This window comes from Taklimakanibacter deserti (assembly GCA_003574785.1).
Genome location: QORU01000003.1, coordinates 54,094 through 79,815, shown reverse-complemented (window position 1 = coordinate 79,815; position 25,722 = coordinate 54,094). Strand labels below are relative to the sequence as shown.

The following is a 25,722-nucleotide window of genomic DNA, read 5'->3' as shown; positions in this document are numbered from 1 at the left end:
CCCCGAATCCTGCCCCCGAGCAAGGGCCATCCGCCGGGTCGGACAATCTACCGTAACGTCAGCCTCAGACATATATTGCAACTTATTAAGTTTCTTTTTTTCGGGAACGGTCTTAAATTCCGCGCATTGAACCCTATATCCTCATCACCGGCGGAGGCTCTCGTCTCCACCCGGCCCGTGAAAGGGGGGCACATATCATGGCTAAACCCGTCGCTTCACTTCCGAGCGTCTCGAGCGAAGGCGGTCTTTCCCGCTATTTGCAGGAAATCCGGCAGTTTCCCATGCTGCAGCCGGACGAGGAATTCATGCTCGCCAAGCGCTGGAAGGAGCATGGCGACCGCGAGGCGGCCCATAAGCTCGTGACCTCGCATTTGCGGCTCGTGGCCAAGATCGCCATGGGCTATCGGGGCTACGGCCTGCCCATTTCCGAGGTCGTCTCGGAAGGCAATGTCGGCCTCATGCAGGCGGTTAAGCGCTTCGAGCCCGACAAGGGCTTCAGGCTCGCGACCTATGCGATGTGGTGGATCAAGGCCTCGATCCAGGAATTCATCCTGCGCTCGTGGAGCCTCGTCAAGATGGGCACCACCGCCAGCCAGAAGAAGCTGTTCTTCAACCTGCGCAAGGTGAAGGGCCAGATCCAGGCCCTGGAGGAAGGCGATCTCAAGCCCGACCAGGTCAAGGAGATCGCCCGCCGCCTCGGCGTGCCGGAAGAGGACGTCGTGTCGATGAACCGCAGGCTGTCGGGCGATGCCTCGCTCAATGCACCGGTGCGCGCCGAGAGCGAAGGCGAATGGCAGGACTGGCTGGTCGATGATAGCGACACGCAGGAAGACATGCTCGTCGAAAGCGAGGAGAAGAAGCTGCGTCTCGACCTTCTGACCGAAGCCATGGACAAGCTCACCGATCGCGAGCGCCGCGTCTTCGAGCAGCGCCGCATGCAGGAAGAGCCGGCGACGCTCGAGGATCTGAGCCAGGAATTCGGCGTGTCGCGCGAGCGCATCCGCCAGATCGAGGTCAGAGCCTTCGAGAAGGTGCAGAAGGCGGTGAAGAACGCCGCCCAGAAGGCGCTCGCTCCCAAGCCCGCGATCGCCGCCGCCGAAGCCAGGGTCTGATCAATCAAATCCAAAGCGCCGTTCCCTGACCGGAACGGCGCTTTTTGTTTGCGTATGCCAAACGCCGCCTACTCGACGCCGATGATCAGCGGATTGCTGTTGGGCGGCGCCGGCTTCGACCAGAACATCTGCACCGCCCATAATTCATCGCCGCGCTGGATGACGCCGGTCGAGACATAGTCATAATCCCGCTTCATCAGGTTGCGCCGGTGGCCGCCGCTGGCGAGCCACAGAGCGAACAGCGCCCGCGCCTTGCTTTCGTCCGCCGGCCCCTTCTTGCGGTCGCTCGCGGCATTCTCGCCCTTCGCCCGATAGAGCTCCACGTCCTCGACATAGGCGCCGAAGCGCTGGTCGAAACTGTGGCCCGAGCGCGAGCGGTGGTTCGACTTCCCCGTGAACATCATGTCAGCGGCCTGGGCTCTCGCCGCCTCGCGCATCAGATCCGAGGCGATGAGGCCCTTGCGGCCCTTGGACTGGCGGTAGGAAGAGACGAGCTTGTCGAGATATTCTTCGAGATCAGGCCTGGCGCCGGCATTCTCGGGCAGCTTGCTCAGAAGTGCGCGGGCATAATAGGCATAATCGCTCGAGGCCTGCGCCGTCTGGCCAGCGGGCAGAATGGACGCCGCGGCCAGCAGCAAAAGCGCAACGAGCCGGATCACGTGCTTGCGAGAGGATAGCATGCTCATAGGGGGTTGCCGTCGGGATCGGTTTTGGCCCGTCTTAGAGCAAATCCCGCCAAAGTTGAAGACTTTGGCGATAAGGATTTGCTCCAAGATATTGATTTGGCGCGCGTCCTTTCGGCGAAGTGAGTCCACTTCGCGAAAGGATGCGCGTTGAGCTTGGTGGCTTGACGGGCGCTTCGGGCTTTCTTAAGGCGGACGGCGAGGAGACACAAGTTAAATGCCCCGTCCGCTTCCCGCCGGCCAATGCATCGGTCACGCTCTGAGCAGCGTGCGCAACAATATCGCCTATGCCTTCCGCATCAGCTGGCCCTGGTATGCGGTTTTCGTGCCGGTCGTCGTCGCTCTTTCCGCTTTGCTCGATCGTACGACCGGCGGCAATCCGGAAGCCAGTCCCGGAGCCACCTTCCTGATCAACCTTATCATCGCGCTCGTCACCTTGCTGGCTTTCGCCTCGATCGCCGTGAACTGGCACCGCTACATCCTTCTCGATGAGGTGCCGAAGGGCCGCGACATCTTCCGGCTCGATGACAAGACCTGGCGCTATTTCGGCAACCTCCTCCTGATCTCGCTTGCCGTGGTGGCGGCGGGCCTCGTCGTCGGCCTGCCGCTCGGCCTCATCGGCGGACTGCTCGGCCAGATCGATGCCTCCATGATCCTCATCGCCATCGTCATCATTCCGGTGATCGGCGTGCTGGCCTTGCGCTTGGGCGTGAAGCTTCCCGCCATAGCGCTCGGCCGCAGCGATTTCGGCATGCGCGATGCCTGGTCGGTGACGAACGGCAACAACCTGCCGATATTCCTGATCTTCCTGTTCGAGATCGTCGTCGCGCTCGGTGCCGGGCTCATGCTCGGCGCGCTCGCCTATGCCGCCAATGCTGTCCACGGCATGCTCGGCATCGCCGTCGGCTTCGGGCTTCAGCTGGTGGTGAACTGGATCTTCACCATCTTCAGCATCACGGTCCTCACCTCGCTCTACGGCTTCTTCGTCGAGGGGCGGAATTACTGATCGCTATTCCGTCGCTATCTTATCCTTTGCCGGCAGGAGCGGCGGGAAGTCCTCTGGCGTGATCGTCTCCTTTTCAAGCAGGATCTTGGTTCCCGCCTCCAAGTCCTTGCGCCGACTCGTCAAAATCTTCTTGGTGTTCTTGGCCGAGCTCCCTTCGCCATGCCGAAGCAGCTAGAGCTTCCCGCTCCGCCCATAGGCCCTGATGAAGAGGACCAGCGCCACGATGGTGATGACGGCGATGACGATCTTGAGCGCCAATGACGGGTTGAACAGCAGGATGGGATGCATGGCGAACTCCAGTTCCCTGATGCCATATATAGGGCTGACGGCTAGGTCCTGCGAGGTCTCCCATACAGGCGGCCGGCCAACCTCCGAGCCCGCAGTGCGAAAGCCCGCTTTTTCGATTTTTCCCTGTAATTTACCCTGTATCCAGCGAGAGAGCGGCACAGGGATGCTCCGCCGACACTGCGCTCCGGCGACGTCGAGAGCAGTGCCAACAGGGCTCCTGAGACTACGACGGTGGTCCAGGCGCATAGCCGACCTCGACATGAATGTGATCGTCATGGCGCGCTGCGCGACAGCCCTGGAACCGGATCAGGGGTGATGAGACTTGTAGCCTCTTTGCCACATGCGGTTCGAGCAGGATCTTCTCGACGCCCTGGGTCGAGCCGCGCTCGGTGAGCCAGCGCAGCATGACGGCAGTCCTCTCCTCATCGAGGACGAGGTCCTGGCGCACAAAGGCCTGGAACCAGCCCATGTCCCAGCGCAAGGTGAGCCAACGTTCCTTGTCATCGCAAGGCGAGGCGTCACCGGTGGAGGGCGGCTCGAAGCCCCAATAGCCCAGAAGCGACGGCGTCGCGAGCGGCTGGTAGGTCCCTGCCCGATCCTTGTAGAAATAGGCGAGATCGATGCGCCGCCCGTCGTGATGGGAGAGATGCGGCGGCAGCGGGAAACCGTCGAAGAACGGAAATCCGGCATCGAGATAGGCGACGGTGAGACCGGGATAGTGTTGGGCGAGATCGGATGCCATGGCGTCCAGCATGGCCCTGGCTTCAGGGCGCACATAGTTGCGTCCCAGGGCGCAATAAAGCGGCGACAGAGCGGCATAAGGCTGCTCCCCCGTCGCCGCGCAGGGCAAAGGGGCGCGTCCGAATTGCGCCGCGAGCGGCGGCACGATGAAGCGATTGGCTATCCCGAGGCCGGCGATGAAGAAGACGATCCCGGCAATCACCGCGACGGATTTGCGCATGCCGGAGCGGCGCACAATCCAGACGAGGAGCAAAGCGAGAAGGAAAGCCACGCCGCCCAATTGCGTGACGGCGGTCGCGAGCGCGAAGATGAGAGTGGCGCCGACGATCCCGATGAGGCGCCGCAACATGTCAGTCCTCGAACGGATCCTTCATCAGGATCGTGTCGTCGCGCTCGGGCGAGGTTGAGAGCAGCGCCACCGGGCAGCCGATCAGCTCTTCGAGATATTTCACATATTTGATCGCCTGGGCCGGGAGGTCGGCCCAGGAGCGGGCACCCGCCGTCGTCTCCTGCCAGCCTTCCAGCGTCTCATAGACGGGCACGACATTCTTCTGGGCTTCCTCGGCGGCCGGCAATCGGTCGATGCGCTTGCCGTCGAGCTCATAGCCGACGCAGACCTTGATCTCGGGAAGCCCATCGAGCACGTCGAGCTTGGTGAGCGCCACGCCATGGATGCCCGAAACCTTGATCGTCTGGTTGACCAGCACCGCATCGAACCAGCCGCAGCGCCTTTTGCGCCCCGTCACCGTGCCGAATTCGCGCCCCCTCTGGCCGATGAGCTCGCCGATCTCGTTCTGCTGCTCGGTCGGGAACGGGCCCGAGCCGACGCGGGTCGTATAGGCCTTGGCGATGCCGAGCACATAGCCGATGGAGGACGGCCCCATGCCGGAGCCGGCCGAGGCCTGCCCCGCCACCGTGTTGGAGGACGTCACATAGGGATAGGTGCCGTGATCGATGTCGAGCAGGATGCCTTGCGCGCCCTCGAACAGGATGCGCTTGCCGTCGCGCCTGGCCTCGTCGAGCAGGTGCCAGACCGCATCGGAATAGGTGAGAAGCTTGGGCGCCACTTGCGCCAGCTGGTCCTTGAGGTCGGAGGCCTTGACCTCGGGCTGGCCAAGGCCGCGGCGCAGGGCATTGTGATGGGTGAGCAGCCTGTCGATCTTGGGATCGAGGGTCGCGAGATTGGCGAGGTCATGCACCCTGATCGAGCGGCGCCCGACCTTGTCCTCATAGGCAGGCCCGATGCCGCGCCCGGTGGTGCCGATCTTGCCCTCGCCCGCCGCGGCTTCCCGCATCTGGTCGAGCTCGCGGTGCAAGGGCAGGATGAGCGTGGCATTGCCGGCGATCCGCAGGTTTTCGCGGCTGACCGCGACTCCCTGCCCCGAGAGCTTGTCGATCTCGGCACAGAGCGCCCAGGGGTCGATGACGACGCCATTGCCGATCACCGAGAGCTTGCCCTTGCGCACGATGCCGGAAGGCAAGAGCGAGAGCTTGTAGGTCACCCCGTCGATCACCAGCGTGTGGCCGGCATTGTGCCCGCCCTGGAACCTGACCACGATATCGGCGCGTTCCGACAGCCAGTCGACGATCTTGCCCTTGCCCTCGTCGCCCCATTGGGCGCCCACTACCGCGACATTCGCCATCGTGATTCCTTGAACCGAAGCCCAGCCAGACATGAAACCGGCCCCGAAGCGCTGTGCGCGCCGGGGCCGTTGCAGGCTTTTACACCGGAATAGGATAAAGGCAAACGCGTATTGAACTGGCCCAGCGCATGATCCGGAAAAGTGGATACCGGTTTTCCGAAAAGGTCATGCGCAAACAAAAAGATAAAGCGCGATGGCGACCCGGTGTTAAGCCATCGCGCTTTATAATGCGACGAGAATTCCATTTGTTAACGAGTATGGCAGCGGCGAATCGTCTATCGATAAACTGTGACTTGAGGGAACCCAAGGCTGGGATTAAACTGACACCATGGCTAGAAAGAAGAAATCAAGTCCGGTCCGCGCGCTGAAGATCGTCATCATGGTCATCGTGCTCGCCGGCGTATTGGCCTATCTCGGCCCGTGGCTCACCGGCACGATCGGCGTATTCAATTCGAGCCTCATCCTGGCGGTCCTCATCGTCGCTTACTTCCAGAGCGAGACCGACGATCTGTCCGCCCGACTCGAGTTCCTCGAAAAGAAGGTGCTGGGCGCCAGCGCGAAAGACCCCGCGGGCAGGTAGCCGGGGGGTCCCCGCGCTTGCGCGGCGAGCTCACTCTTCATTGAGTCCGAGCTTGAGGTCGCGTGGCCAGCTCACCTTATAGCCATGCCGCAAGACCTTCGTGTCCTGGGGCGCGAGCTCGAAGGTCCAGGCGAGGACGCCGCGGCGGCGCTCATAATCCCTGACCGTCGGCGGCGTCATGCCGGAGAGCGTGTCGACCGTGATCTTGCCCTCGGTCGAATAGGGCATCTGGTCGAGGATGGTGATCGGGATCTCTGCCTGGTGCAGGTTCTTGACGGTGATGTCGAAGGCGCGCTCATCGATATTGGAGGTCGAGATCAGTCCCTCCTCGGCGGTACGCCGTTTCACCTCGATGCGCTTGACCTTCACCAGGTCGTCGGCGCCGAAGCCGAGCCGGCCCTCTTCGCCGGGCGAGAGCATCGGCAAGGCGCCTTCGCCCATGAACACGCCGTCGCGATAGAGCATGACCGGGCCCGGCAGGAGCGGCGTCTCGCCTGAGAGCGTGAAGGCCGCCGTCAGATAGGCATTGGGATCGAGCTTGGGGGCGGCGAGCGCCGACAGTTTCGCTTGTATCCTGTCGGTCGCGATGCGCACCTTCTTGGCGGTGCCGGTGTTGTCGACCGTGACCCGCCCGCCTATGCCGTAGAGCGCCTGGAAGCCCGCGATGGCGACATTCGCCTGTGCCTGCACGATCGGCGCCACATCGGCGACTCCATCGTCATCGCTGCGCTTGTCCTGCATTTGCTGCGGGGCAGCCAATTCGCCGCCCGCATTGCCGGTGCCGCGCGCGGTGAAGTTCTCGCGCCGGCCTTCGATGAAGCCGTTGATGGCCATGGGCATGAGATCGGGCGCCGCGGTGGCACCGATCGGGCGCGCCGTCGATAGCGTCAAGGCGACATTGTCCCAGCTTTCCGCCGTCGACTGCGCGACATCGGCGCGCCGCACCAGCTCGATCGGCGCCTTGCCGTCCTTGTCCATCGCGCCGAGGCGCGCATCATAGATCGGCTGCCAGCCGGCATTGTGGATGCGGTAGCGCAGGCGGAAGGTGCCCTCCGTTTCCTGCGCCGCCGTCAGATGCACGCTCACCTTGAGCCGCTGCTCTTCTTGCGGCGCGAGGCTTGCGAGCTTCTTGTTGAGATCGCCGGTGAGACGGTCGATCTCGCGCTGGCGCAGCCTGGCATCGAGGACGGTCTTGCCGAGGCTCGCGAGCTTGGTGCCAATGAGATCGAGGACGCCGCCCAGGCTCTGCGCATCGAGGATGCGGGTCTCGCCTTCCTTGGGACGGTCGGTCAGGGTGATGCTCGCCATCTGCTGGATGAGATCTTTCTGATAGTCGGCATCGGCGATCGCCTGGTCGAGCGCCGCGCGCTCGTCATTCAAGGCTTCGATGTCCTTCTCGATGCGCTTGCGGTCTTCGCCCCGGCTGTTGTCAGTGGCGAAGACGAGCTTGGAGTCGACCGAGCCGATCTCGATCTTTGAACCGCCCGCGCCTTCGACCCGCAAGGTCTCGGGTGCGAGCTCGGCCGGGAGGCCCTCGAAGACGAGCGTATGCTCGCCCTCTGCGATGCGGGCCTCGGCGATGCGGGTGACCTCCGCCCCTCGCGGGAAGACGGTCACGGCATCGATGCGCGAAAGGGCGGCGATATCGGCGGCCAAAGCCGGCGTTAATGACGTCGTGGCGAGGAAAAGCGCAATGGTGATCGTACGCATGGGGATGCTCCGTGGTTCCCTGTCCCGGGAACCATCAGAGGCGGACGTTGCGGCAAATTATGGGCTGGAAAAGGTCAGAGCTGGGGCGGAGCTGCTCAGCGTCCGAACGAGGACACAAGGATTGCCAGCTCGGTCTGGCGATGTGTTCCGGTCTTGGCCAGGACCAGCTTCAGGCGCGATCGCGCCGTTTCGATCGTGATGTTCTCGGCCGCCGCGATGTCCATCAGCTGCTGGCCCGCGGCAATCCTCGACGCCATTCTCGCTTCGGCCTGCGTAAGGCCGAACGCTTCGCGAATAGGCGCTGAAGCCCGGTTCAGATTGGCCAGCGGATCGGAGATGATGAGCACGGCGCGGGCGAGCATGAAGATGTCGTGTGCGCCGCCGACGATCGGAATGACCTCCCCGATGAACGGCACACCACCGCCCTTCCTCGGCAGGGCGAATGACGGGGCCACACGTGCTTCCGGCGAAGCCCTGCTTACGGCACGCTTCACGGCCGATGACAGGCGTTCATTGGCGGCCGGGTTCCAGGAGGAAATCGTTTCGGCATGGAGACAGACGGCATCGCCGAAATGCGCCTCGAGCGTTGCCGGTGCATGGAGAACACGCCCTGATTCACTGAACAGGACGGTTTCCCTGCCCGCCTGGCTCAAGCCGGCCGCCAGGCCTTGGGCCGCCGAGAAACCAACATTCAAGGCAAGGCTCGTCGCGCTTTTGAGGGATGCCAGGAGCTTGTTCATCTTGGCGATCTCGGCTGGTTCATAGGGCTCGTCCGCTAAAGGCTGGACTATCGTGATCGGCATGATGAGGTCTGGCGGGTGATTGACGAGGAGCATGCCGGCCTCGTGTCCAATACCGACCTTCTTCCGCCATTCGTTGGTGAAAGGATCACGGGCCATCTCTTCAGGTGTGAACATTTCGGCGGAAGAGATCAGGCCCTGCCGTCCGGCTCGCGTCAGCGCGAGACCACGCCGCATGTAGGTATTGTCGGGAAACCAGCGGCTGGTGACCAAATCCCGGACTGTTTCCTCGGTTTCGGGCATGCAGAGCGCGGAATGCCGGCCGGCTTGTATCGGGAACAGATTGACGCCCAGCGCGCCGATGCTGTTTCCAAGAAACTCGAGCGCGCTCGGCCATCGATCGGGCAGTGCAGCCGCTTCGTAGAAAAGCTCGGCAGCGCGATCAAACTGATGCTCGTTGATCCTCATCCGACACGCCTTCCCCTCAGCGCCCGAACGAGGAGATAAGAAGCGCTAGCTCCGTCTGACGATGAGTACCGGTCTTGGCAAGGACGAGCTTCAGCCGCGATCGCGCCGTTTCGATCGTGATGTTCTCGGCAGCCGCGATGTCCGCCAGTTGCTCGCCCGCGCCAACCCTCGATGCCAGTCGCGCTTCGGCTGGCGTGAGGCCGTATAATTCACGAACTGGTGTCGAGGTCCTGTCCTGGTTGGCCAGCGGATCGGTGATGATGAGGACGGCTCGGGCGAGCATGAACACATCGTGCGCGGCGCCCGTAAGAGGGACAACCTGACCGATGAGCGGCCGGCCGCCATGCTTGCGCGGCAGGGCGAAAGATCGAGCGACGCGCTCTCCTGGTGGAGCGGTGCCTGTGGCGCGCTTGACTGCCGACGATAGGCGTTCATTGGCGTCGTGATTCCACGCGCCGAGGGTTCCAGCACGCAGATATAGGGCATCGCCGAAGCGCTCCTCCAGCGCAGCCGGCGCATGAAGGACGCGCCCCGATCTGCTGAACAGAATGATTTCCCGACCTGGCTGACCGACACTGTCGGCCATTCTTCGCGACGCTGAGAACCCGACTTTCAAAGCGAGGTTAACTGCCGGTTTTAGCAGGGCGAGGAGTCCGTTCATCTTGGTGAGCTCAGCTCGCTCATAAGGCTCGTCGCTCAGACGCTGTTCAAACACGATCGGCATGATAAGGTCCGGCGGCTGGTTGACGAGCACCATGCCGGCTTGAGGTCCAAGGCGGAACTTCCTTCGCCACTCGTTGACAAACGGATCACGCACCATCTCCTCAGGCGTCAGCATCTCAGCGGAAGAAATCAAGCCTTGCCGTCCGGCTCGCGTGAGCTCGAGACCACGCCGCATAAAGGGATTATCTGGAAACCAACGACTGGCGACAAAATCCTGCACTACTTCGTCCATTGCAGGGGAGCAGACCAGGGAACCGGTGTGCACCGGGAGCATTTCAACACCCACCGCACCAAGGCTGTTTCCAAGGAACTCGAGCGCACCCGGCCATTGCTCGGGTAGCGCGGCCGCTTGGAAGAAAAGCTCGGCAGCGCGGTCGAATTGGCTCTCCTTGATCCTCATCCGATGCGCTCATTCACTTTCGGACCGGCCGCGTCAGCCACCCCGTCACAAACAGCGACCCAACTCTGGGGTGCAGTGACTGCATCACAGAGTGATTCCCGCAATAATGCGTGTGATTGTTCCCTCACGGCGCCGCTCCCTCGAGGTCGAGAACCATGCTATCTTACGCTTAGTAAATAGTCATTCGTTCTTTTAAGTTGCTGAAATGTGACAGATTTGCCGCTATTTTGAGCAGGCCCACTCTTATAAACCGGATAAATTATTCCGGGCCGGGGGATGGCCTCGCTTGCGACGGTCGCGGCCTTTCCTTCGCCACCTTGCACCAGATCTGGCGCTTTGCCCTGGTCAACGCCCGGGCAAGGACGGATCACCGCGGCCCTTCCTCCTGCCACAGGTCTCTCATCACACGGGCTTCGTCGCGGCAATCGGCGTGTCGAACCCGCGTCCGGCCTCGATCGATGGCCTGCCGCTGGCGGAGCGCCTGCCGCCAAGGGCGTGGCGCCGAGCGCCGGGATCCTGCTCTATGACCTCAAATCGGGCAAGGTCGCCCACTCGATCGAATTCACCAGCGGCCTCGATAAGCTCTATGACGTGGCCCTCCTTGCCGGGCACGAGCTCTGCGGAGCTCATCCATCCGGCTTCAGCGAAAGCCGCGCAAAGCTACGCCCTCGAGCCGCCGCCGACTAAAGCCAAGGCCAAGCGAAATACTCTGCAGTGATGAGGGGCAACTGGCGCCTCAGGACAGCATCGAGATCCAGATCCAAGCTCGCATCCCCGTTCGCCCGTTGCCGCTCGGAGCTTTTCTCGCTCGGCATGTTCAGCCTAGCTTGTTGCGTAGATGAACCTTCCATTGGCTATCGCGAAAAGTCCAGGAAATACCCCCTAAATGGGGGTTTCGCCCGGGTTCGAATGGCCTAGCGTAAAATCATCATGTAGCCTGGAGTGGCTTGGCAGATCAAAGCCGTCAGTGTTGCATTGAAACCACGAAAGGGAATCTTCCATGAAAATGCTGTTCATTTTCGCGACGAGTGGACTCCTGTTCACCACTGCCACCGCTATCGGGGCAGAGCTGGAAAAATGTGGAGAAATGAAGCCGGACGAGCGCATGGCGTGCTTGGAAAGAAATATCACGACCCTCAACGAGGCGCTCAAAAATGCCTTGATCTCCGGACATGAGGTCCGAATACGCACTCGGGGCAACTGGTGCCTTAGCTGGACAGACAATAATAAACCGCCCAGGATGTTGACGTGCGATCACCCAGATCTGCAAAACTACACGATCTCAACTCCATAGCAAAAGAGCGCAAGACCACGACTCTTCTGTCCCAAGAGGAAACGCGATGAGCGGAAACATCCGCTCATCGATAGATTGACCGTGCCCTCCGCGAAGGACAAGAAAGACTAAAACGCCAGCCTTTTCGCCTGCTTGACCTGCGGCAGCTTCTCCACCGCCTGAAGCACCGCATCGGGCACCGGCTCGTCGATCTGGACCAGGCAGATGGCGTCCTGGCCCTGCGCCATGCGGCCCAGATGGAAGGTCGCGATATTGACCCCGGCATTGCCGAGCAGCATGCCGAGCGCTCCGATGAAGCCCGGCTTGTCCATGTTGGTCACATAGAGCATATGCGGGCCGAATTCCGATTCGAGCTCGATGCCCTTGATCTGGATGATGCGCGGCTTGCCGTCGGAAAACACCGTTCCCGCGACCGAGCGCTCCATCTTCTCCGTCCTGATGGTGAGGCGGATATAGGTCTCATAGGCCCCGCGCTGCGTCTGGCGCACCTCGTCGACCTTGATGCCGCGCTCCTTCGCCACCACCGGCGCCGACACCATGTTGACGTCGCCCAGCATCGGCTTGAGCACGCCCGCGAGAGCGGCGGAGGTGAGGGCGCGCGTATTCATGTCGCCGACCTCGCCCGCATATTCGATGACGATGCCGGTGATCGGCTCGTCGGTGAGCTGGCCGGCAAAGGAGCCGAGCCGTTCGGCGACCGCGATGAAGGGCCTGAGCCGCGGCGCCTCGTCGGCCGAGATCGAGGGCATGTTGAGGGCGTTGGAGACCGCCCCGGTGATCAGGTAATCCGCCATCTGCTCGGCGATCTGGATCGCGACATTCTCCTGCGCTTCCGCCGTCGCTGCGCCGAGATGCGGTGTCGCCACGACATTCTCGAGCCCGAAGAGCTTATGCTCTTGTGCGGGCTCGGTCTCGAACACATCGAGGGCAGCACCTGCGACATGGCCGGATTTGAGCGCCTCATAGAGCGCATCCTCGACGACGAGTCCGCCCCGCGCGCAATTGATGATCCGCACCCCCTTCTTCATCTTGCCGATCGCCGCCCTGTCGATGAGGCCGCGCGTCTTCTCGGTCAGGGGCGTGTGCAAGGTGATGAAATCCGAGCGCTTGAGGACGTCCTCGAGCTCGACCTTCTCGACCCCGATGGCGATCGCCCGTTCCGGCGACAGGAAGGGATCGAAGGCGATCACCTTCATCTTGAGACCCAGTGCGCGGTCGGCGACGATGGCGCCGATATTGCCGCAGCCGATGACGCCCAGCGTCTTGTTGAAGAGCTCGACGCCCATGAAGCGGTTCTTCTCCCATTTGCCGGCATGGGTCGAGGTGTTGGCTTCGGGGATCTGGCGGGCGAGCGCCATCATCAGCGAGATCGCGTGCTCGGCGGTGGTGATGGCGTTGCCGAAAGGCGTGTTCATCACGATGATGCCGCGCTGGGTCGCCGCGGGAATATCGACATTGTCGACGCCGATGCCGGCGCGGCCGATCACTTTGAGCTTGCCCGCCGCGGCGATCAGCTTCGGCGACACCTTCGTCGCCGAGCGGATGGCGAGACCGTCATAGGCCGGGATGGCCGTCAAGAGCGCATCCTTGTCCTTGCCGAGATCGGGCTGATAGTCGACATCGATGCCGCGGTCGCGGAAGATCTGGACAGAGGCTTCGGACAATTTATCGGAAACGAGTACACGGGGTTTCATGATGAACTCCGGAAATTTTATTCAGCTAGAGTGTGACGACGTAAGAAGGCAGCGCCAACAAAACCACCCTCATGCTGAGGTGCGAGCGAAGCGAGCCTCGAAGCATGATCCAGGTACAAAGGTCTTGCCGCTGGCCACCCTTCGAGGCCCGCCTTCGGCGGGCACCTCAGGGTGAGGGATATGAGTCGGCCAAAACTCCTCACGATCGGGTTCAACGCGTGGCCTGGCCATAGGCCCAGTCGAGCCACGGCATCAGCGCCTCGACATCCGAGGTTTCGACGGTGGCGCCGCACCAGATGCGAAGCCCCGGCGGCGCGTCGCGATAGGCGCCGATGTCGAAGGCGGCGCGCTCGGCTTCGAGCAGCTTCACCATCGTCTTCGGCACCTGATCGCCGCCATCGAGGGTGAGGCACACCGAGGTGTTGGAGCGTGTCTTCTTCTCCTTCGCCAGATGATGCGCGAAGGGCCGTTCGGCGACCCATTTGTCGATCACCTGGGCATTGGCATCGGCGCGTTGGCGCAACATCTTGAGGCCGCCGATGCCCTGCGCCCAGTTGAGCGCCACCAGATAGTCCTCGACGGCGAGCATCGAGGGCGTGTTGATGGTCTCGCCGGTGAAAATGCCTTGATTGAGCTTGCCGCCTTGCGTCATGCGGAAGATCTTCGGCAACGGCCAGGCGGGCACATGGGACTCGAGCCGTTCCACGGCCCGCGGCGAGAGGATGATGACGCCATGCGCCCCCTCCCCGCCCAAGACCTTCTGCCAGGAGAAGGTCGTGACATCGAGCTTGGTGAGATCGAGGGCCTGCGCGAAAGCGGCAGACGTTGCATCGCAAATGGTGAGGCCCTGGCGGTCGGCCGCGATCCATTGGGCATCGGGCACGCGCACGCCCGAGGTGGTGCCGTTCCAGGTGAAGACGACGTCGTGGCTGAAATCGACGTTTGTGAGATCGGGAAGCTCGCCATAGGGCGCTTTCAGGATGCGTGCATCCTTGAGCTTCAACTGCTTGACGACGTCGCTGACCCAGCCTTCGCCAAAACTTTCCCAGGCGAGGAGATCGACGGGACGGGCGCCGAGCAGCGACCACAGCGCCATCTCCACGGCGCCCGTGTCGGACGCCGGCACGATGCCGATCAGATGGCTGTCGGGCACTTCCAGGATCGCGCGTGTCAGCGTGATCGCCTGTTTGAGGCGCGCCTTGCCTTCGCTCGAGCGATGCGAACGTCCGGTGAGCGCTTGGGAGAGGAGATCAGGTGACCAGCCCGGGATCTTGGCGCACGGGCCGGAAGAGAAGTGCGGATTGGCCGGCCGCACGGCCGGTTTGTCTGAGGTCGTCATGTCTGCTCCATCCTTTCAGATGGGCCGCCTCTCGGTGGGGAGAGGTGTCCCGGCGACGCTCATGCCCGAGACGGGGGATTTCGTCAACAGCCTATTCTGCGTCGCCTGCTCATCCATCCTTTCCGGCGGGCGCATAGGCCGTCACTGGAAATTCCGGCGCCTTCACGCCGAAAGTGCCGAGCGGCGGCTCGTCATGGATGTGCTTGCTCAGATAATCTTCGTAGGGCATGCGCACCAGAAGCTGCGAATAATGATGCGCGGCGACGGCATCGCCGGCATCGATGGCGCGGGCGACGCTTTGGTGAAGCGGCAGGCCATGGGCGAAGGAGCCGGGCTCGGCCGTGGTCTCGATCACCTGGCGCGCCATGATCTCCGAGATCATCCCGCCGAGATGGGTGAGGAGCCGGTTGCCGGAGGCCTTGAAAATCGCGCTGTGGAAATCGAGATCGCAGGCGATGGCCTGCATGATGTCGCCGCCCTTGCTCAAGGTTTCATTGGCCGCGATGACCTTGTCGCACAGATCGAGAATGGCCTTGCGCTGCTCCGGCGTCGCCCTGAGTGCTGCCTGATAGGAAGCGATCGGCTCGAAAGCCAGCCGGAACTCGAGGAAGTCCTTGACATACTGGGCCCGTCTTCCGTGCCGCCACAGCCAGTTCAGCACGTCGATATCCATCAGATTCCACTCGGCCTCGGGGCGCACCTTGATGCCGACCTTCGGCAGCGCTTGAAGCATGCCCTTCTGGGCGAGCACGCGTGTCACTTCGCGCATGACGCTGCGGCTGACACCCAGATAGGCGCAGAGATCATGCTCGCGCGGCAGCGATCCGGTGGCGGCGAACTTGCCTTGCACGATATCGCTGCCCAGCTTCTCGAGCGCATGAGCAAAAAGCGAAGGACGGACGGCCTGTCTTGTCATCGATTGCTTTCCTGAACGGGACTTGAGGATCGTCTCGACCGTTCGTTGTTCGAAATATTCAACCCCATAGCACCCTTCGCGGCATCGCCAGCGGCGACTCGCGGGTTCATGCCTTGACTCTCTACTCATATTATATTCTTGTATGTGTAGAAAAGCCAAGGAGGACAATCGGGGGCATGGGCGGGTTCTGGGAAATTCTGGGGCGGGAGCTGCCCCGCTTCCTTCCGATCCTGCTCGATGGCTTTCGCATCACCATCGGGGTCGCGGTTTTCAGCTTCGTCATTGCCATGGCGGGCGGCCTCCTGCTCGCCATCGGCAAGATGTCGAAGCTCCGGCCGGTCTCGCTCGCCTGCAACTGGTACATCGAGCTGATCCGGGGCACCCCTGCTTTGACCCAGCTCTTCATCATCTATTTCGGCCTCTCCCAATATGGCATCGACGTTCCGGGCTTCCTCGCCGCCGTCCTGGGGCTCGGCCTCAATGGTGCTGCCTATGTCGCCGAGATCTTTCGCGCCGGGCTCACCGCCATCCCCGACGGGCAGCGCCAGGCCGGCCTGTCGCTCGGCCTGACGCCGGTCCAGATCTTCACCCACATCCTGGTGCCTCAGGCCTTCCGGCTGATGCTGCCGCCTTTCTGCAGCTATGGCGTCCAGCTCCTCAAGGATACATCGCTCGCTTCGGTCGTTGCCGCGCCTGAGATCATGTTCCGCGCCAGGATCCTCATCGCCGAGACCTATCTGTCGATGCAGATCTATTTGCTGGTCGCCGTCATCTATCTCTGCGTCTCCATTCCTCTCGGTGTCTTCGCCAACTGGCTCCACCGCCATCTTCATTCCGCCAAGACCGTCCGGGCCTGAGAGCGATGGGGGAATACTGGACATATCTCGAGCAATGGTCGCCGGAACTGGCCGCGGCGGCCTTGCAGACCCTCAGGCTGACGCTCCTCTCCTTCCTCGTCGCGGCCGTTCTCGGCATCCCCATTTGCGCCATGCGCGTTGCCGACAATCCTGCGCTGCGCTATTTCACCGCCTCCGTCATCGAGGTCGTGCGCGGCCTGCCGGTCCTTGTCCTCTTGTTTCTCCTCTATTTCGGCCTGCCGACGCTAGTTCCCGATCTGCGCTGGAGCTCCAATGCCTGCGCCATCATCGCTTTCGGCGTACAAGGCGGCGTGCAGCTTGCCGAGGTCTATCGCGCGGGCCTCGGCGCCGTCGACCGCGGCGAGAAGGAAGCCTTCAAGGCCTTGGGCCTGACGCCGGTCCAGGGTCTTGTCCATGTCACGGCGCCACAGGCCTTCAGGGTGAGCCTGCCGCCCATCGGCAATTATCTGGTCGGCCTTCTCAAGGACACATCGATCGCATCGATCATCGCCGCACCCGAGCTCATGCTGCGGGCGAAGGACCTCTCCTCATCGAGCTTCATGCCGATGCCGATCTATATCCTCGTCGCCCTCATCTATTTCGTCATGAGCTATCCGCTGTCGATGGCGGTCCGCTATGCCGAGCACAAAACCGCAAAAGCTTGAAAAGAGCGTTCAACCCAGGAGGAAACCATGTCGAGAGTAAAAAGTGCCTCATCGCCTCTGTCCCGCCGCATGGCGCTGCTATGCGCCGGCCTCGCTTTCGGCGCGCTGGCCGCAAACTCCGCCTTCGCCGACAACATTGAAACCCTCGCTCCCGGCAAGCTCACCATCGGCATGCTGGGCGACATGCCGATGACCGGCACCAAGGACGGCAAGCTCATCGGCACCGACGGCGACCTCGCCGTCGAGATCGCCAAGAATCTCGGCCTCGAGATCGAGATGAAATCGATGGAATGGAACGCTCTCATCCAGGCGACGAAGCAGGGCCAGGTCGATGCCCTGATCGGCTCGGTCGGCTGGACGGAAGAGCGCTCGAAAGTGATGCTGCTGTCCGATCCCGTCTATTATTTCGGCACGCTGCTGATCCAGAAGAAGGACACGAACTGGAACACCTTCGCCGACATGAAAGGCCGGGTCGTCGGCACCGTGTCTGGCTTCACCCTCGTCCCCGAGCTCAAGGCGGTCGAGGGCATCGGCGAGGTGAAGCTCTATGACACGCAGGATGCGGTGATGCGCGACATCGTCGCCGGCCGCCTCGATATCGGCATCCTCGATCCGGCCCTCGTCGAATATGCCATCAAGCAGCATCCGGAATGGAACATTCACCAGGTGGCGGTGCAGCCCGAGCCCGAGAAATATCCGATCATGTCGAAGAAATATTATTCGATCTTCGCGACGCCGACGACCCGCAAGGCTTTGGCGGACGCGATCAATGTGGAGATCGGCAAGATCTGGGCGAGCTGCGCCAATGTGAAGTCCATGGCCGCCTATGGTCTCGGCGACAAGGCCTGGTTCGATCCGCCGGCCGACAATTACCGTGTCGGCGTCGACCGGCCGGAAGGCTGGAAGGCGCCGGTGGCGGCAGACTCCTGCTTTGCGAAATAAGGAAGGATGACGGGCGGGCGTCCGCTGGCCGGACGCCCGCTCTCAAACGAGCAAGCGGATGCCTATTCTGCGCGTGACAGATCTCTGCAAGAGCTTCGGGCCGGTGACGGTGCTGGACCGCGTGACCTTCGAGGTCGAGCGCGGCCAGAAGATCGCCATCCTGGGGCCGTCGGGCTCCGGCAAGACCACGATGCTTCGCTGCATCAACTTCCTCGATCGCCCGACGGGCGGCAGCATCGAGATCGACGGCAGGCGTTTCGGCGCGAAACTCGCCGGCGGGCGCGAGCGCTATGAAAGCGACCGGGCGCTCGCCAAGGAGCGCGCCGATATCGGCTTCGTGTTCCAGCGCTTCAATCTGTTCTCGCATCTGAGCGCGCTTAATAATGTCGCTTTGGCGCCGCGCCTGGTGCGCAAGCTGCCGCGCGCCGAGGCCGAAACGCTCGCCCGCCAGATGCTTACGCGCGTAGGCCTCGCCGCCAAGGCCGACTCGATGCCCGACGCCCTCTCGGGCGGCCAGCAGCAGCGTGTCGCCATCGCCCGCGTCCTCGCCATGCAGCCCAAGCTCATTCTCTTCGACGAGCCGACCTCGGCTCTCGACCCCGAGCTCGTGGGCGAGGTCCTCAATGTCATGCGCAGCCTCGCCGCCGACGGCATGACGATGCTGATCGTCACGCATGAGGTGAGGTTCGCCGCCGACGTCGCCGATCGGATCCTGTTCATGGATCACGGCCGCATCGCCGCCGACGGCAAGCCGCGCGACGTGCTCTTCGACAACCCGACCGACCGCATGCGCCAGTTCCTGCGCACGCTCTCGAATGACGGGCCGGCAAGGCCCGAGACCACGCCATGAAAATCGCCAAAGTCGACCTCCTTCCCGTTTCCATCCCCTACACCCATGTCGAGATGAGCGCGCGCGTGGCCCGGCAGGGTGTCAGCGACGTCGTCGTCAGGATGGAGACCGATGACGGTCTCGTCGGCTGGGGCGAATGCTGCAGCGGTGCCGATACCGCCTCGGTCGCCGCGGCGGCACGCGCCATGCTGCCGCTCGTCATCGGCAAGGATCCGCGCAATGGCGAGCTGATCCGCAAGGCGGTGTTTCAGACCGGCCTCTGGGACTATCGCCTGCATACCGGCAATTTCGCCTATGCCGGGCTCGACATGGCGATGCTCGATATTTCCGCTCGCGCCCTCGGCACGCCGCTATGGCGTCTCCTCGGCGGCCTCGCGAGCACGGAGCCGGTCACCTATTTCTGCTATCTGCAGCGCGCCGACGAGACGGACCTCGCGCGCCAATGCGCGGCGGCGCTGGCACAGGGCTATGCGCATTTCTATCTCAAGGTAGGCCTCGAGCCTCAGGACGATGAGCGCATGTTGCGCGCCGTGCGGCGTGCGATCGGCCCGCGCTCGAGGCTCAGGATCGACGCCAATGAGGCCTGGACACAGCCCCAGGCGGCGAAGCTCCTCACCCGCTGGGATGCCGAATTCGACCTCGACTTCATCGAAGCCCCGGTCAAAGCGCATCCGATCCGTCTCATGGCTGATTTCAAGCGCAAGCTGCCCCTGCCGCTTTGCGCCAATGAAGGCCTCGACGGCGAGAACAATGTGATGGAAGTCATCCATCATGCGGCAGCCGACGTCCTGTGCTTCTCCAGCTATTGGGTCGGCTCGCTCAGAGCCTTCATCACCTTGAGCCGCACTGCGGGCCTTGCCGGCATCACCGTCTGCAAGCATACGCATGGCGAATTCGGCATAGCGGCGGCGGCCCATCAGCAGGCACTCCTCACCATCGGCAACGGCATCGGCGGGCATCAGCAGACCGCTTCCGTGCTTGCCGATGACATCGTGACGGCGCCTTTGCCGATCGCCTCGGGTCCATCCTGGCAAGCCTCCGAGGCACCGGGTCTCGGCATCGCGATCGACCAGGACAAGCTCGATTTCTATCACCGCGCTTTCGAGAAAGATGGGCAGTTCCTGCCCTGGGCCGGCGCCAACTAAGCTTCCCAACCTAGCAAGACAGGAGAAAACGATGCGAAAAGTCGTAAAAACCCATTTGCCGAGCGACAAGGCGCCGATCGAATGGGCGACGAAGGGCGGCAACGTCCTCTATACCGCCCATATCCCGATCCGCGAGGACGGCAGCATCGAGACCGGCGACATCAAGGCGCAAGCGCAGCTGACGCTTCAAAACCTGAAGCGCACCGTCGAGGCCGCCGGCGGCACCATGGATGATGTCACGCAGGTCCTCATCTATTTGCCCGACAAGAACGACTTCGCCGGGATGAACGAGGTCTATCGGACCTTCTTCAAGCAGCCCTTTCCCAATCGCGCGACCGTGGTGGCAGGCCTGATGGTGCCCGATGCCCGGATCGAGATCGTCGCCTACGCTCACATCGGCGGGTAAACTCTTGCACGACGTGATCGTCGTCGGGGCGGGCGTCGTCGGCATGACGACGGCGCTCTACCTCGCCCGCGAGGGCCTCTCGGTCGCCGTCATCGACGAGCAGCAGGGGGCCGGATTGAGCACGAGCTTCGCCAATGGCGGTTTGGTGACGCCGTCGACGGCGATGCCGTGGTCCTCGCCCGCCGCTCTGAAGCTGCTGCTGCGCTGGATCGGCCGCGAGGACGCGCCGCTGCTGATGCGGCCGGAAGCGATACCGCGGCTCGGCCTGTGGGGTTTGAAATTTGCCGCGAACTGCCGGCCGGCAGCGCATCTGCGATTATCGAAGACCTTGACGCATTTCGCGCGCGAGAGCCTGGAGGAGCTCGACGGCCTCATCGCCCAGCGCATGATCGACTTCCCCTTGGGTCGTGGCGGGCTGCTCGCGATCTACAGGGATGAGGCGGGCCTCGCCGCTCGTGATCGCTATGTCGAGTTGCTGCAGGGCCTCGCCATCGAGACCAGGACGCTCGACGCCGACACGACGGTGGCGATGGAGCCGAGCCTCGCTCCCATCGCATCCAGCCTGTGTGGCGGCCTGCTCCTGCCCAATGATGCCTGGGGCGACGCCTGGCGCTTCTCACGCGCTGTCGAGGAGGCCAGCCGCAAGCTCGATGTCGCCTGCCACTTTGGCACGAGGCTCGCGAGCCTTGTCGTCGAAAACGGGAAGATTTCCGGCCTGCGCACGGCCGAGACCTTGATGAAAGCGCGTTATGTCGTGATTTGCGCCGGCCCGCGCACGCCTGCGCTGCTCGGGCCTCTCGGCATCCGTGTGCCGATCATGCCGGTCAAGGGTTATTCGATCTCGCTCAGCAAGAGCGATATCGGCTTCCTGCCCCGCCGGCCGATCGTCGATGATCTGGCGCATATTGGCGTGACGCCTCTGGGCGATCGCTTGAGGATCGCCGGAACGGTTGAATTCGCCGGCTATGACGGCGCGATCCGGCCGCAGCGCATTGACAATCTGAAGCGGGCCGTGACGGCGCTGTTTCCCGGCATGACGATGCCGGACGATCTGTCGCCCTGGGCGGGCTTGCGGCCGATGACGCCGGATGGGCTGCCGATCATCGATGCCATCCAGATCTCAGGGCTCTATGTCAATAGCGGTCATGGCGCGCTGGGCTGGACGCTGGCCTGCGGCTCGGCGCGCCTGATGACCGCCATCATCATGGGGCGCGAGCCCGCGGACGGCTCGCCCTTCCGCCTCGCCCGAAGCTTCTGGTGAAATGCAAAGCGGCGGTGGATTTCGCCACCGCCGCCATAGTTCTTCAAGCGAGATCTCTCGATCGCGCCTCAAAACTTGAAGCGGATACCGGCGAGACCGGAGTGATCGGCGGGATCCTCGCCGCTGATCATCAATTCGCGATAGCGATAGCCGACGTCGAGCGCGATGCTCTCCGACAGGTCGATCGACGCACCCGCCATCAAGGCATAGGCGAAGCCGTCGTCGCTCAGGCCGTGATCGGCATCGACCCAGCCGTAACCGGCGCCGGCGCCGATATAGGGCGTGAAGATCGAATCGTTCTTCCAGTCGAAGTAGATGTTGCCGAGGACGGTCGTCAGGCTGGCATTGGCGTCATCGCCGACATCATAGTTGCCCGACCAGTCGACGCGCAGATCCGAGCGCAGATAATCGTTGAACTGATAGCCGACACCGCCGCCGACGGCGAAGGCGTTGTCTTTGTCGCCCCAGTCCAGGAACGACCAGCCGAGATCGCCGCGCAGATAAAAGCCCATCGCCTGATACTGCTCGGGAGTCGGGGTCGGTTCCGGCTCCGGCACGTTCGGATCGGCGGCCTGCGCTGCGACGGCGAGTCCTGCGGTCATCGCGGTAGCAAGCAAAGCGAGCTTCAAACACTTCATTGATATTCTCCTCTCCCGGTTCCCCGGTAATTCACGTCCCTCGTGATGGTTCCTAGTTAGGAGCGGGCTGTGACAGGAGCCGGGCCCCAATCGGGCAGCAAAAAGGCAGTTCAGAACTGTTGTAAAAACATCACGCTTTCCTGTGTCTGAACAGGACACGTCATTGACCGTGTACTGACTGTCCCTTATTGGACTGCGGCATCATGACACCCGCCGCTACGACAAGAGACTGGATCACGCTCGCAGCACTCGTGGTGACGTGGGGTTCGTCCTTCGCCATGACGAAAATTGCCGTAGCGTCGATCGATCCGGCCTGGGTTATGGCGCTGCGTCTCCTGGTTGGCGGCGTGTTCCTTGCTGTCATCGTGACGCTGACCCGGCGGCAATGGCCGCGGAACAAGCGCTTATGGACATGGTTTGCCGGTCTTGGCCTGATCGGTCACGCCATCCCCTTCTTTCTCATTTCCTGGGGCACCCAGTTCATCTCTTCCGGTCTCTCCGGCGTGCTCATGGGATCCATTCCGCTTTTCGTCATCGTGCTCGCTCATATTTTCCTGCCCGATGAGAAGCTGACCCGCATGAAGAGCCTGGGCTTCGTCACCGGCTTCATCGGTCTCATGATCGTGCTCGGCCCGGAGAAGCTTCTGCGCTTCGAAGGCCAGGGCATGGCGCTGGTCGGCGAGCTCGCCATTCTCATCGCCTGCATCTGCTATGCCGTGCACAGCCTTCTCGCCCGCCGCATCCCGTTTCAGGGCCCGCTGGAACAGGCGGCCGCCGTCTGCCTCACCGGCGGCCTCATGGGATTGATCTTCGCCGTCCTCTACGCGCCGCACGGCCTCTCGCACGCGACGCCACTCGCTTATCTCTGCGTCCTCGGCCTCGGCATCGTGCCGACGGCGACCGCCACCTTGCTGGTCTATGCCATCGTGCGCTCGGCCGGCGTCAGCTTCGTCGCCTATTCCAACTATCTGGTGCCGGTCTATGCGCTGGGCCTCGGCGCCGTGGTCTTGGGCGAGACCTTGACCGCCAGTGTCGGCTTCGGCCTACTCCTCATCCTCGCCGGCATCGCCGCGAGCCGCATGCGCAGCCGGAAAGCCGCGGTGCCTGTCGAAGAAAAGTCCTCGTCCTGAGAGTTAGGCGGCTTTGCCGATCACCGTGCAGATCTCATCGACGATCTTGCTGACGAGGCCGGCATCGTCGCCTTCCGCCATGACGCGGATCAGGGGCTCGGTGCCGGACGGGCGGATCACCAGGCGGCCCGAGCTGCCGAGCTTCGAGGTCGCATCGGCGATCGCTTCCTTCACGATCTTGGCTTCGAGCGGCTTGCCTTCGCCATAGCGCACATTCTTGAGCACTTGCGGCACCGGCTCGAAGACGTGGCATACCTGGCTCACCGGCTTGCCCGTGCGCACCACTTCCGCCAGCACCTGCAGCGCCGCGATGAGGCCATCGCCGGTCGTGGCGAAATCCGACATCACGATATGGCCCGACTGCTCGCCGCCGATATTGAAGCCGTGCTGGCGCATATGCTCGACCACATAGCGGTCGCCCACCTTGGTGCGCGCCAGCGTGAGCTTCTGGTCATTGAGGTGACGTTCGAGGCCGAGATTTGACATGATCGTGGCGACGAGCCCGCCGCCCGAAAGCCGTTCCTGGCGATGCCAGGAGGTGGCGATCAACGCCATCAGCTGGTCGCCGTCGACGAGCGTGCCGTGCTCATCGGCGATGACCACGCGGTCGGCGTCGCCGTCGAGCGCAATGCCGATATCGGCGCGCGTCTCGACGACCTTGGCGCTCATCGCTTCCGGCGCCGTCGAGCCGCATTTCTCATTGATGTTGAAACCGTTGGGATCATTGCCGATGGCGATGATCTCGGCGCCGAGCTCCCACAGCGCCGCTGAGGCGACCTTGTAGGCGCCGCCATTGGCGGTGTCGATGACGACGCGCAGGCCCTCGAGCCGCAATTTCTTGGGAAAGGTTCGCTTGGCGAATTCGATATAGCGTGCCTGCGCATCCTCGATGCGCTTGGCGCGGCCGAGCTTGTCCTGTGCCGCGGCAAGGCTCGCGCCGTCGGCCGTGTCGATCAGCTTTTCGATCGCCAGCTCCTGCTCGTCGGAGAGCTTGTAGCCGTCGGGTCCGAAGAGCTTGATGCCGTTGTCGTGATAGGGATTGTGCGAGGCGGAGATCATGACGCCGAGATCGGCGCGCAGCGACCTGGTCAGCATGGCGACGGCGGGCGTCGGCAAGGGGCCGAAGAGGAACACATCGACGCCGGCGGACAGGAGGCCCGCGGTCAGCGCCTGCTCGATCATGTAGCCCGAAAGCCTGGTGTCCTTGCCGATCACGGCGCGGTGGCGGTGATTGCCCTTGGAATAGAGGCTGCCGGCGGCGAGGCCGATCTTCATCACCATATCGGGCGACATCGGCGCACGGTTGGCGACACCGCGCACGCCATCGGTTCCGAAATACTTACGCGACATGGTTACCCTCTTGTTAAACCCGACAAGCCGTCTCCAATCCCGCTAATCTATACCAGATCAGGCTGACAAGGGTTAAATGCCGGAGGCTTCCGGATCGGCGGCGGCGAGCGCCACCGCCAGGGCCTGCCGGGTCGGCTTGACGTCATGGATGCGCAGGATCTGGGCGCCATTGAGGGCGGCCTGGACGGCGCCCCCGACCGAGCCCATGACCCGCTCGCCCGCTTTCTTTTCGCCGGTGAGCGCGCCGGTAAAGGCCTTGCGCGACAGGCCGACCAGCAGGACGGCGCCCAGGCCGTGGAACAGCGGCAGCTGGCTGAGCAGCGCCAGATTATGGGCAAAGGTCTTGCCGAAGCCGATGCCGGGATCGATGGCGATGCGGTGGCGGCTGATGCCGGCGGCCTCGCAAGCGGCGATCCGCCCTTCGAGCATATCGTAGACGTCGAGCGCCACGTCCTCGTAAATCGGATTGTCCTGCATCGTCTTCGGATCGCCTTGCGCATGCATGAGGACGACCGGGCAGCCGAGCTTCGCCGCGACGCCAAGGCTTTCGGGATCGAAGCTCAAGGCCGACACGTCGTTGATGATGGCGGCACCCGCGGCGACGGCGTCCCGCATCAAGGCCGCCTTGCGCGTGTCGATCGAAAGGCGATGCCCTGCATCGGCGAGCGTCCGGATGACCGGGATGACCCGTTCCGCTTCAAGCGCGAGCGACACGGCGTCGGAACCGGGCCTGGTCGATTCTCCGCCGACATCGAGAATGTCGGCGCCCTCCTCGGCGAGTCTCCTGCCATGGGCGATGGCGTCGTCGGGGCCGGCGAGGCGGCCGCCATCGGAGAATGAATCGGGTGTCACATTGATGATGCCCATGAGCTTCGGCCGGCCGAGAGCAAGACCGGCGAAATCGGGACGGCGCGCTTCGATGCACCGGAGCTTCTCCGAATGGGCCTGCGCGTCCTTGTAGGAGACGACGCGTCTTGCGATGCGCCCGCCGGCGCGCTCGATGAGCTCGACCTGCGTGAAGGCGATGAAGTCCGACCCGCCAAGCGCGCCCCCCTCGCGCGCGCCGACCGCCCGGCGCGCATCCGGCCCGTAGAGCAGGCTCAAGGGACGGAGATAGAGAGTCATGCGACTTACCCTCGCC

The 25,722-nt window shown here is 63.0% G+C and carries 25 protein-coding genes; 12 read left to right on the top strand and 13 right to left on the bottom strand.

Annotation, left to right across the window (positions count from 1 at the left end; genetic code table 11):
- Positions 1-197: 197 nt before the first annotated feature.
- Positions 198-1,112, top strand: coding sequence for an RNA polymerase sigma factor RpoH (gene rpoH / locus DS839_RS06450; RefSeq protein WP_119269488.1), 915 nt, complete (start codon positions 198-200; stop codon positions 1,110-1,112).
- Positions 1,113-1,180: 68 nt separating this feature from the next.
- Here rpoH and DS839_RS06445 read toward each other — a convergent pair whose 3' ends face one another.
- A complete protein-coding gene (locus DS839_RS06445; protein ID WP_119269487.1) occupies positions 1,181-1,798 on the bottom strand; it encodes a CAP domain-containing protein in 618 nt (205 codons plus the stop codon).
- A gap of 214 nt (positions 1,799-2,012) precedes the next feature.
- On the opposite strand from DS839_RS06445, the gene DS839_RS06440 reads away from it, so the two are divergent.
- Positions 2,013-2,801: a hypothetical protein gene (locus tag DS839_RS06440; protein WP_119269486.1), complete on the top strand. Its 789-nt coding sequence runs from the start codon at positions 2,013-2,015 to the stop codon at positions 2,799-2,801.
- 511 nt (positions 2,802-3,312) lie between these two features.
- Here DS839_RS06440 and DS839_RS06435 read toward each other — a convergent pair.
- Positions 3,313-4,179: a hypothetical protein gene (locus tag DS839_RS06435; RefSeq protein ID WP_119269485.1), complete on the bottom strand. Its 867-nt coding sequence runs from the start codon at positions 4,177-4,179 to the stop codon at positions 3,313-3,315.
- A 1-nt stretch (position 4,180) separates the two neighbouring features.
- A complete protein-coding gene (locus DS839_RS06430; RefSeq protein WP_119269484.1) occupies positions 4,181-5,473 on the bottom strand; it encodes an adenylosuccinate synthase in 1,293 nt (430 codons plus the stop codon).
- Positions 5,474-5,801: 328 nt separating this feature from the next.
- Here DS839_RS06430 and DS839_RS06425 point away from each other — a divergent pair, with 328 nt between their 5' ends.
- Entirely contained in the window at positions 5,802-6,053 is a 252-nt protein-coding gene (locus DS839_RS06425; RefSeq protein WP_119269483.1) for a hypothetical protein, read from the top strand.
- A gap of 30 nt (positions 6,054-6,083) precedes the next feature.
- Here DS839_RS06425 and DS839_RS06420 read toward each other — a convergent pair whose 3' ends face one another.
- The 4 genes from DS839_RS06420 to DS839_RS36320 form a co-directional block, all read right to left on the bottom strand.
- Positions 6,084-7,763, bottom strand: coding sequence for a mucoidy inhibitor MuiA family protein (locus DS839_RS06420; RefSeq protein ID WP_119269482.1), 1,680 nt, complete (start codon positions 7,761-7,763; stop codon positions 6,084-6,086).
- A 95-nt stretch (positions 7,764-7,858) separates the two neighbouring features.
- Complete coding sequence (locus DS839_RS06415; RefSeq protein ID WP_119269481.1) at positions 7,859-8,971, bottom strand: helix-turn-helix transcriptional regulator; 1,113 nt, start codon at positions 8,969-8,971, stop codon at positions 7,859-7,861.
- A gap of 16 nt (positions 8,972-8,987) precedes the next feature.
- Complete coding sequence (locus tag DS839_RS06410; protein WP_119269480.1) at positions 8,988-10,094, bottom strand: helix-turn-helix transcriptional regulator; 1,107 nt, start codon at positions 10,092-10,094, stop codon at positions 8,988-8,990.
- Positions 10,095-10,496: 402 nt separating this feature from the next.
- Positions 10,497-10,724, bottom strand: a complete 228-nt coding sequence (locus DS839_RS36320; protein ID WP_162918338.1) for a hypothetical protein — start codon at positions 10,722-10,724, stop codon at positions 10,497-10,499.
- A gap of 370 nt (positions 10,725-11,094) precedes the next feature.
- Between DS839_RS36320 and DS839_RS06400 the strand changes: the two genes are divergently transcribed.
- Positions 11,095-11,388, top strand: coding sequence for a hypothetical protein (locus DS839_RS06400; protein ID WP_119269478.1), 294 nt, complete (start codon positions 11,095-11,097; stop codon positions 11,386-11,388).
- A gap of 107 nt (positions 11,389-11,495) precedes the next feature.
- Here DS839_RS06400 and serA read toward each other — a convergent pair whose 3' ends face one another.
- The 3 genes from serA to DS839_RS06385 all read right to left on the bottom strand — a co-directional run bounded on the left by serA (position 11,496) and on the right by DS839_RS06385 (position 15,337).
- Positions 11,496-13,082, bottom strand: a complete 1,587-nt coding sequence (gene serA / locus DS839_RS06395; protein ID WP_368911265.1) for a phosphoglycerate dehydrogenase — start codon at positions 13,080-13,082, stop codon at positions 11,496-11,498.
- Between the two features lie 211 nt (positions 13,083-13,293).
- On the bottom strand, positions 13,294-14,421 hold the full coding sequence (locus DS839_RS06390; RefSeq protein WP_119269476.1) for a phosphoserine transaminase: 1,128 nt from the start codon (positions 14,419-14,421) through the stop codon (positions 13,294-13,296).
- Between the two features lie 109 nt (positions 14,422-14,530).
- Positions 14,531-15,337, bottom strand: a complete 807-nt coding sequence (locus tag DS839_RS06385) for a FadR/GntR family transcriptional regulator (protein WP_162918337.1) — start codon at positions 15,335-15,337, stop codon at positions 14,531-14,533.
- Positions 15,338-15,513: 176 nt separating this feature from the next.
- Between DS839_RS06385 and DS839_RS06380 the strand changes: the two genes are divergently transcribed.
- Genes DS839_RS06380 through DS839_RS06350 form a run of 7 tightly spaced genes read left to right on the top strand, consistent with a single transcriptional unit; the run spans position 15,514 to position 21,463 of the window.
- The gene (locus tag DS839_RS06380) at positions 15,514-16,194 is read left to right on the top strand and encodes an amino acid ABC transporter permease (RefSeq protein WP_119269474.1); all 681 of its coding nucleotides are present in this window, start codon (positions 15,514-15,516) and stop codon (positions 16,192-16,194) included.
- A gap of 5 nt (positions 16,195-16,199) precedes the next feature.
- Positions 16,200-16,859, top strand: a complete 660-nt coding sequence (locus DS839_RS06375; protein WP_119269473.1) for an amino acid ABC transporter permease — start codon at positions 16,200-16,202, stop codon at positions 16,857-16,859.
- A gap of 27 nt (positions 16,860-16,886) precedes the next feature.
- On the top strand, positions 16,887-17,801 hold the full coding sequence (locus DS839_RS06370; protein WP_119269472.1) for an ABC transporter substrate-binding protein: 915 nt from the start codon (positions 16,887-16,889) through the stop codon (positions 17,799-17,801).
- Between the two features lie 58 nt (positions 17,802-17,859).
- A complete protein-coding gene (locus DS839_RS06365) occupies positions 17,860-18,651 on the top strand; it encodes an amino acid ABC transporter ATP-binding protein (protein WP_119269471.1) in 792 nt (263 codons plus the stop codon).
- Positions 18,648-19,796 carry a mandelate racemase/muconate lactonizing enzyme family protein gene (locus DS839_RS06360; protein ID WP_119269470.1) on the top strand — a complete coding sequence of 383 codons (1,149 nt, stop codon included), beginning with the start codon at positions 18,648-18,650 and terminating at the stop codon, positions 19,794-19,796. The genes DS839_RS06365 and DS839_RS06360 overlap by 4 nt, the downstream gene beginning before the upstream one ends.
- 31 nt (positions 19,797-19,827) lie before the next feature.
- Positions 19,828-20,202: a RidA family protein gene (locus DS839_RS06355; RefSeq protein ID WP_119269469.1), complete on the top strand. Its 375-nt coding sequence runs from the start codon at positions 19,828-19,830 to the stop codon at positions 20,200-20,202.
- A gap of 13 nt (positions 20,203-20,215) precedes the next feature.
- Positions 20,216-21,463, top strand: a complete 1,248-nt coding sequence (locus tag DS839_RS06350; protein WP_368911372.1) for an FAD-dependent oxidoreductase — start codon at positions 20,216-20,218, stop codon at positions 21,461-21,463.
- A 68-nt stretch (positions 21,464-21,531) separates the two neighbouring features.
- On the opposite strand, the gene DS839_RS06345 is transcribed toward DS839_RS06350, so the two are convergent.
- Positions 21,532-22,101, bottom strand: a complete 570-nt coding sequence (locus DS839_RS06345) for an outer membrane protein (protein ID WP_119269467.1) — start codon at positions 22,099-22,101, stop codon at positions 21,532-21,534.
- A gap of 203 nt (positions 22,102-22,304) precedes the next feature.
- Here DS839_RS06345 and DS839_RS06340 point away from each other — a divergent pair, with 203 nt between their 5' ends.
- The gene (locus tag DS839_RS06340) at positions 22,305-23,231 is read left to right on the top strand and encodes a DMT family transporter (RefSeq protein WP_162918335.1); all 927 of its coding nucleotides are present in this window, start codon (positions 22,305-22,307) and stop codon (positions 23,229-23,231) included.
- A gap of 3 nt (positions 23,232-23,234) precedes the next feature.
- Here DS839_RS06340 and glmM read toward each other — a convergent pair whose 3' ends face one another.
- Together glmM and folP are read right to left on the bottom strand one after the other, a co-directional pair.
- Positions 23,235-24,581 carry a phosphoglucosamine mutase gene (gene glmM / locus DS839_RS06335; protein WP_119269465.1) on the bottom strand — a complete coding sequence of 449 codons (1,347 nt, stop codon included), beginning with the start codon at positions 24,579-24,581 and terminating at the stop codon, positions 23,235-23,237.
- A gap of 72 nt (positions 24,582-24,653) precedes the next feature.
- Positions 24,654-25,706: a dihydropteroate synthase gene (folP, locus tag DS839_RS06330; RefSeq protein WP_119269464.1), complete on the bottom strand. Its 1,053-nt coding sequence runs from the start codon at positions 25,704-25,706 to the stop codon at positions 24,654-24,656.
- Between the last annotated feature and the right edge of the window lie 16 nt (positions 25,707-25,722).

What these genes read in the sequence shown, in the direction of transcription:
- rpoH (WP_119269488.1), top strand. Translation starts at nt 198, where the DNA reads ATGGCTAAACCCGTCGCTTCACTTCCGAGCGTCTCGAGCGAAGGCGGT.
- DS839_RS06445 (WP_119269487.1), bottom strand. Translation starts at nt 1,798, where the DNA reads ATGAGCATGCTATCCTCTCGCAAGCACGTGATCCGGCTCGTTGCGCTT.
- DS839_RS06440 (WP_119269486.1), top strand. Translation starts at nt 2,013, where the DNA reads ATGCCCCGTCCGCTTCCCGCCGGCCAATGCATCGGTCACGCTCTGAGC.
- DS839_RS06435 (WP_119269485.1), bottom strand. Translation starts at nt 4,179, where the DNA reads ATGTTGCGGCGCCTCATCGGGATCGTCGGCGCCACTCTCATCTTCGCG.
- DS839_RS06430 (WP_119269484.1), bottom strand. Translation starts at nt 5,473, where the DNA reads ATGGCGAATGTCGCGGTAGTGGGCGCCCAATGGGGCGACGAGGGCAAG.
- DS839_RS06425 (WP_119269483.1), top strand. Translation starts at nt 5,802, where the DNA reads ATGGCTAGAAAGAAGAAATCAAGTCCGGTCCGCGCGCTGAAGATCGTC.
- DS839_RS06420 (WP_119269482.1), bottom strand. Translation starts at nt 7,763, where the DNA reads ATGCGTACGATCACCATTGCGCTTTTCCTCGCCACGACGTCATTAACG.
- DS839_RS06415 (WP_119269481.1), bottom strand. Translation starts at nt 8,971, where the DNA reads ATGAGGATCAACGAGCATCAGTTTGATCGCGCTGCCGAGCTTTTCTAC.
- DS839_RS06410 (WP_119269480.1), bottom strand. Translation starts at nt 10,094, where the DNA reads ATGAGGATCAAGGAGAGCCAATTCGACCGCGCTGCCGAGCTTTTCTTC.
- DS839_RS36320 (WP_162918338.1), bottom strand. Translation starts at nt 10,724, where the DNA reads ATGAGCTCCGCAGAGCTCGTGCCCGGCAAGGAGGGCCACGTCATAGAG.
- DS839_RS06400 (WP_119269478.1), top strand. Translation starts at nt 11,095, where the DNA reads ATGAAAATGCTGTTCATTTTCGCGACGAGTGGACTCCTGTTCACCACT.
- serA (WP_368911265.1), bottom strand. Translation starts at nt 13,082, where the DNA reads ATGAAACCCCGTGTACTCGTTTCCGATAAATTGTCCGAAGCCTCTGTC.
- DS839_RS06390 (WP_119269476.1), bottom strand. Translation starts at nt 14,421, where the DNA reads ATGACGACCTCAGACAAACCGGCCGTGCGGCCGGCCAATCCGCACTTC.
- DS839_RS06385 (WP_162918337.1), bottom strand. Translation starts at nt 15,337, where the DNA reads ATGACAAGACAGGCCGTCCGTCCTTCGCTTTTTGCTCATGCGCTCGAG.
- DS839_RS06380 (WP_119269474.1), top strand. Translation starts at nt 15,514, where the DNA reads ATGGGCGGGTTCTGGGAAATTCTGGGGCGGGAGCTGCCCCGCTTCCTT.
- DS839_RS06375 (WP_119269473.1), top strand. Translation starts at nt 16,200, where the DNA reads ATGGGGGAATACTGGACATATCTCGAGCAATGGTCGCCGGAACTGGCC.
- DS839_RS06370 (WP_119269472.1), top strand. Translation starts at nt 16,887, where the DNA reads ATGTCGAGAGTAAAAAGTGCCTCATCGCCTCTGTCCCGCCGCATGGCG.
- DS839_RS06365 (WP_119269471.1), top strand. Translation starts at nt 17,860, where the DNA reads ATGCCTATTCTGCGCGTGACAGATCTCTGCAAGAGCTTCGGGCCGGTG.
- DS839_RS06360 (WP_119269470.1), top strand. Translation starts at nt 18,648, where the DNA reads ATGAAAATCGCCAAAGTCGACCTCCTTCCCGTTTCCATCCCCTACACC.
- DS839_RS06355 (WP_119269469.1), top strand. Translation starts at nt 19,828, where the DNA reads ATGCGAAAAGTCGTAAAAACCCATTTGCCGAGCGACAAGGCGCCGATC.
- DS839_RS06345 (WP_119269467.1), bottom strand. Translation starts at nt 22,101, where the DNA reads ATGAAGTGTTTGAAGCTCGCTTTGCTTGCTACCGCGATGACCGCAGGA.
- DS839_RS06340 (WP_162918335.1), top strand. Translation starts at nt 22,305, where the DNA reads ATGACACCCGCCGCTACGACAAGAGACTGGATCACGCTCGCAGCACTC.
- glmM (WP_119269465.1), bottom strand. Translation starts at nt 24,581, where the DNA reads ATGTCGCGTAAGTATTTCGGAACCGATGGCGTGCGCGGTGTCGCCAAC.
- folP (WP_119269464.1), bottom strand. Translation starts at nt 25,706, where the DNA reads ATGACTCTCTATCTCCGTCCCTTGAGCCTGCTCTACGGGCCGGATGCG.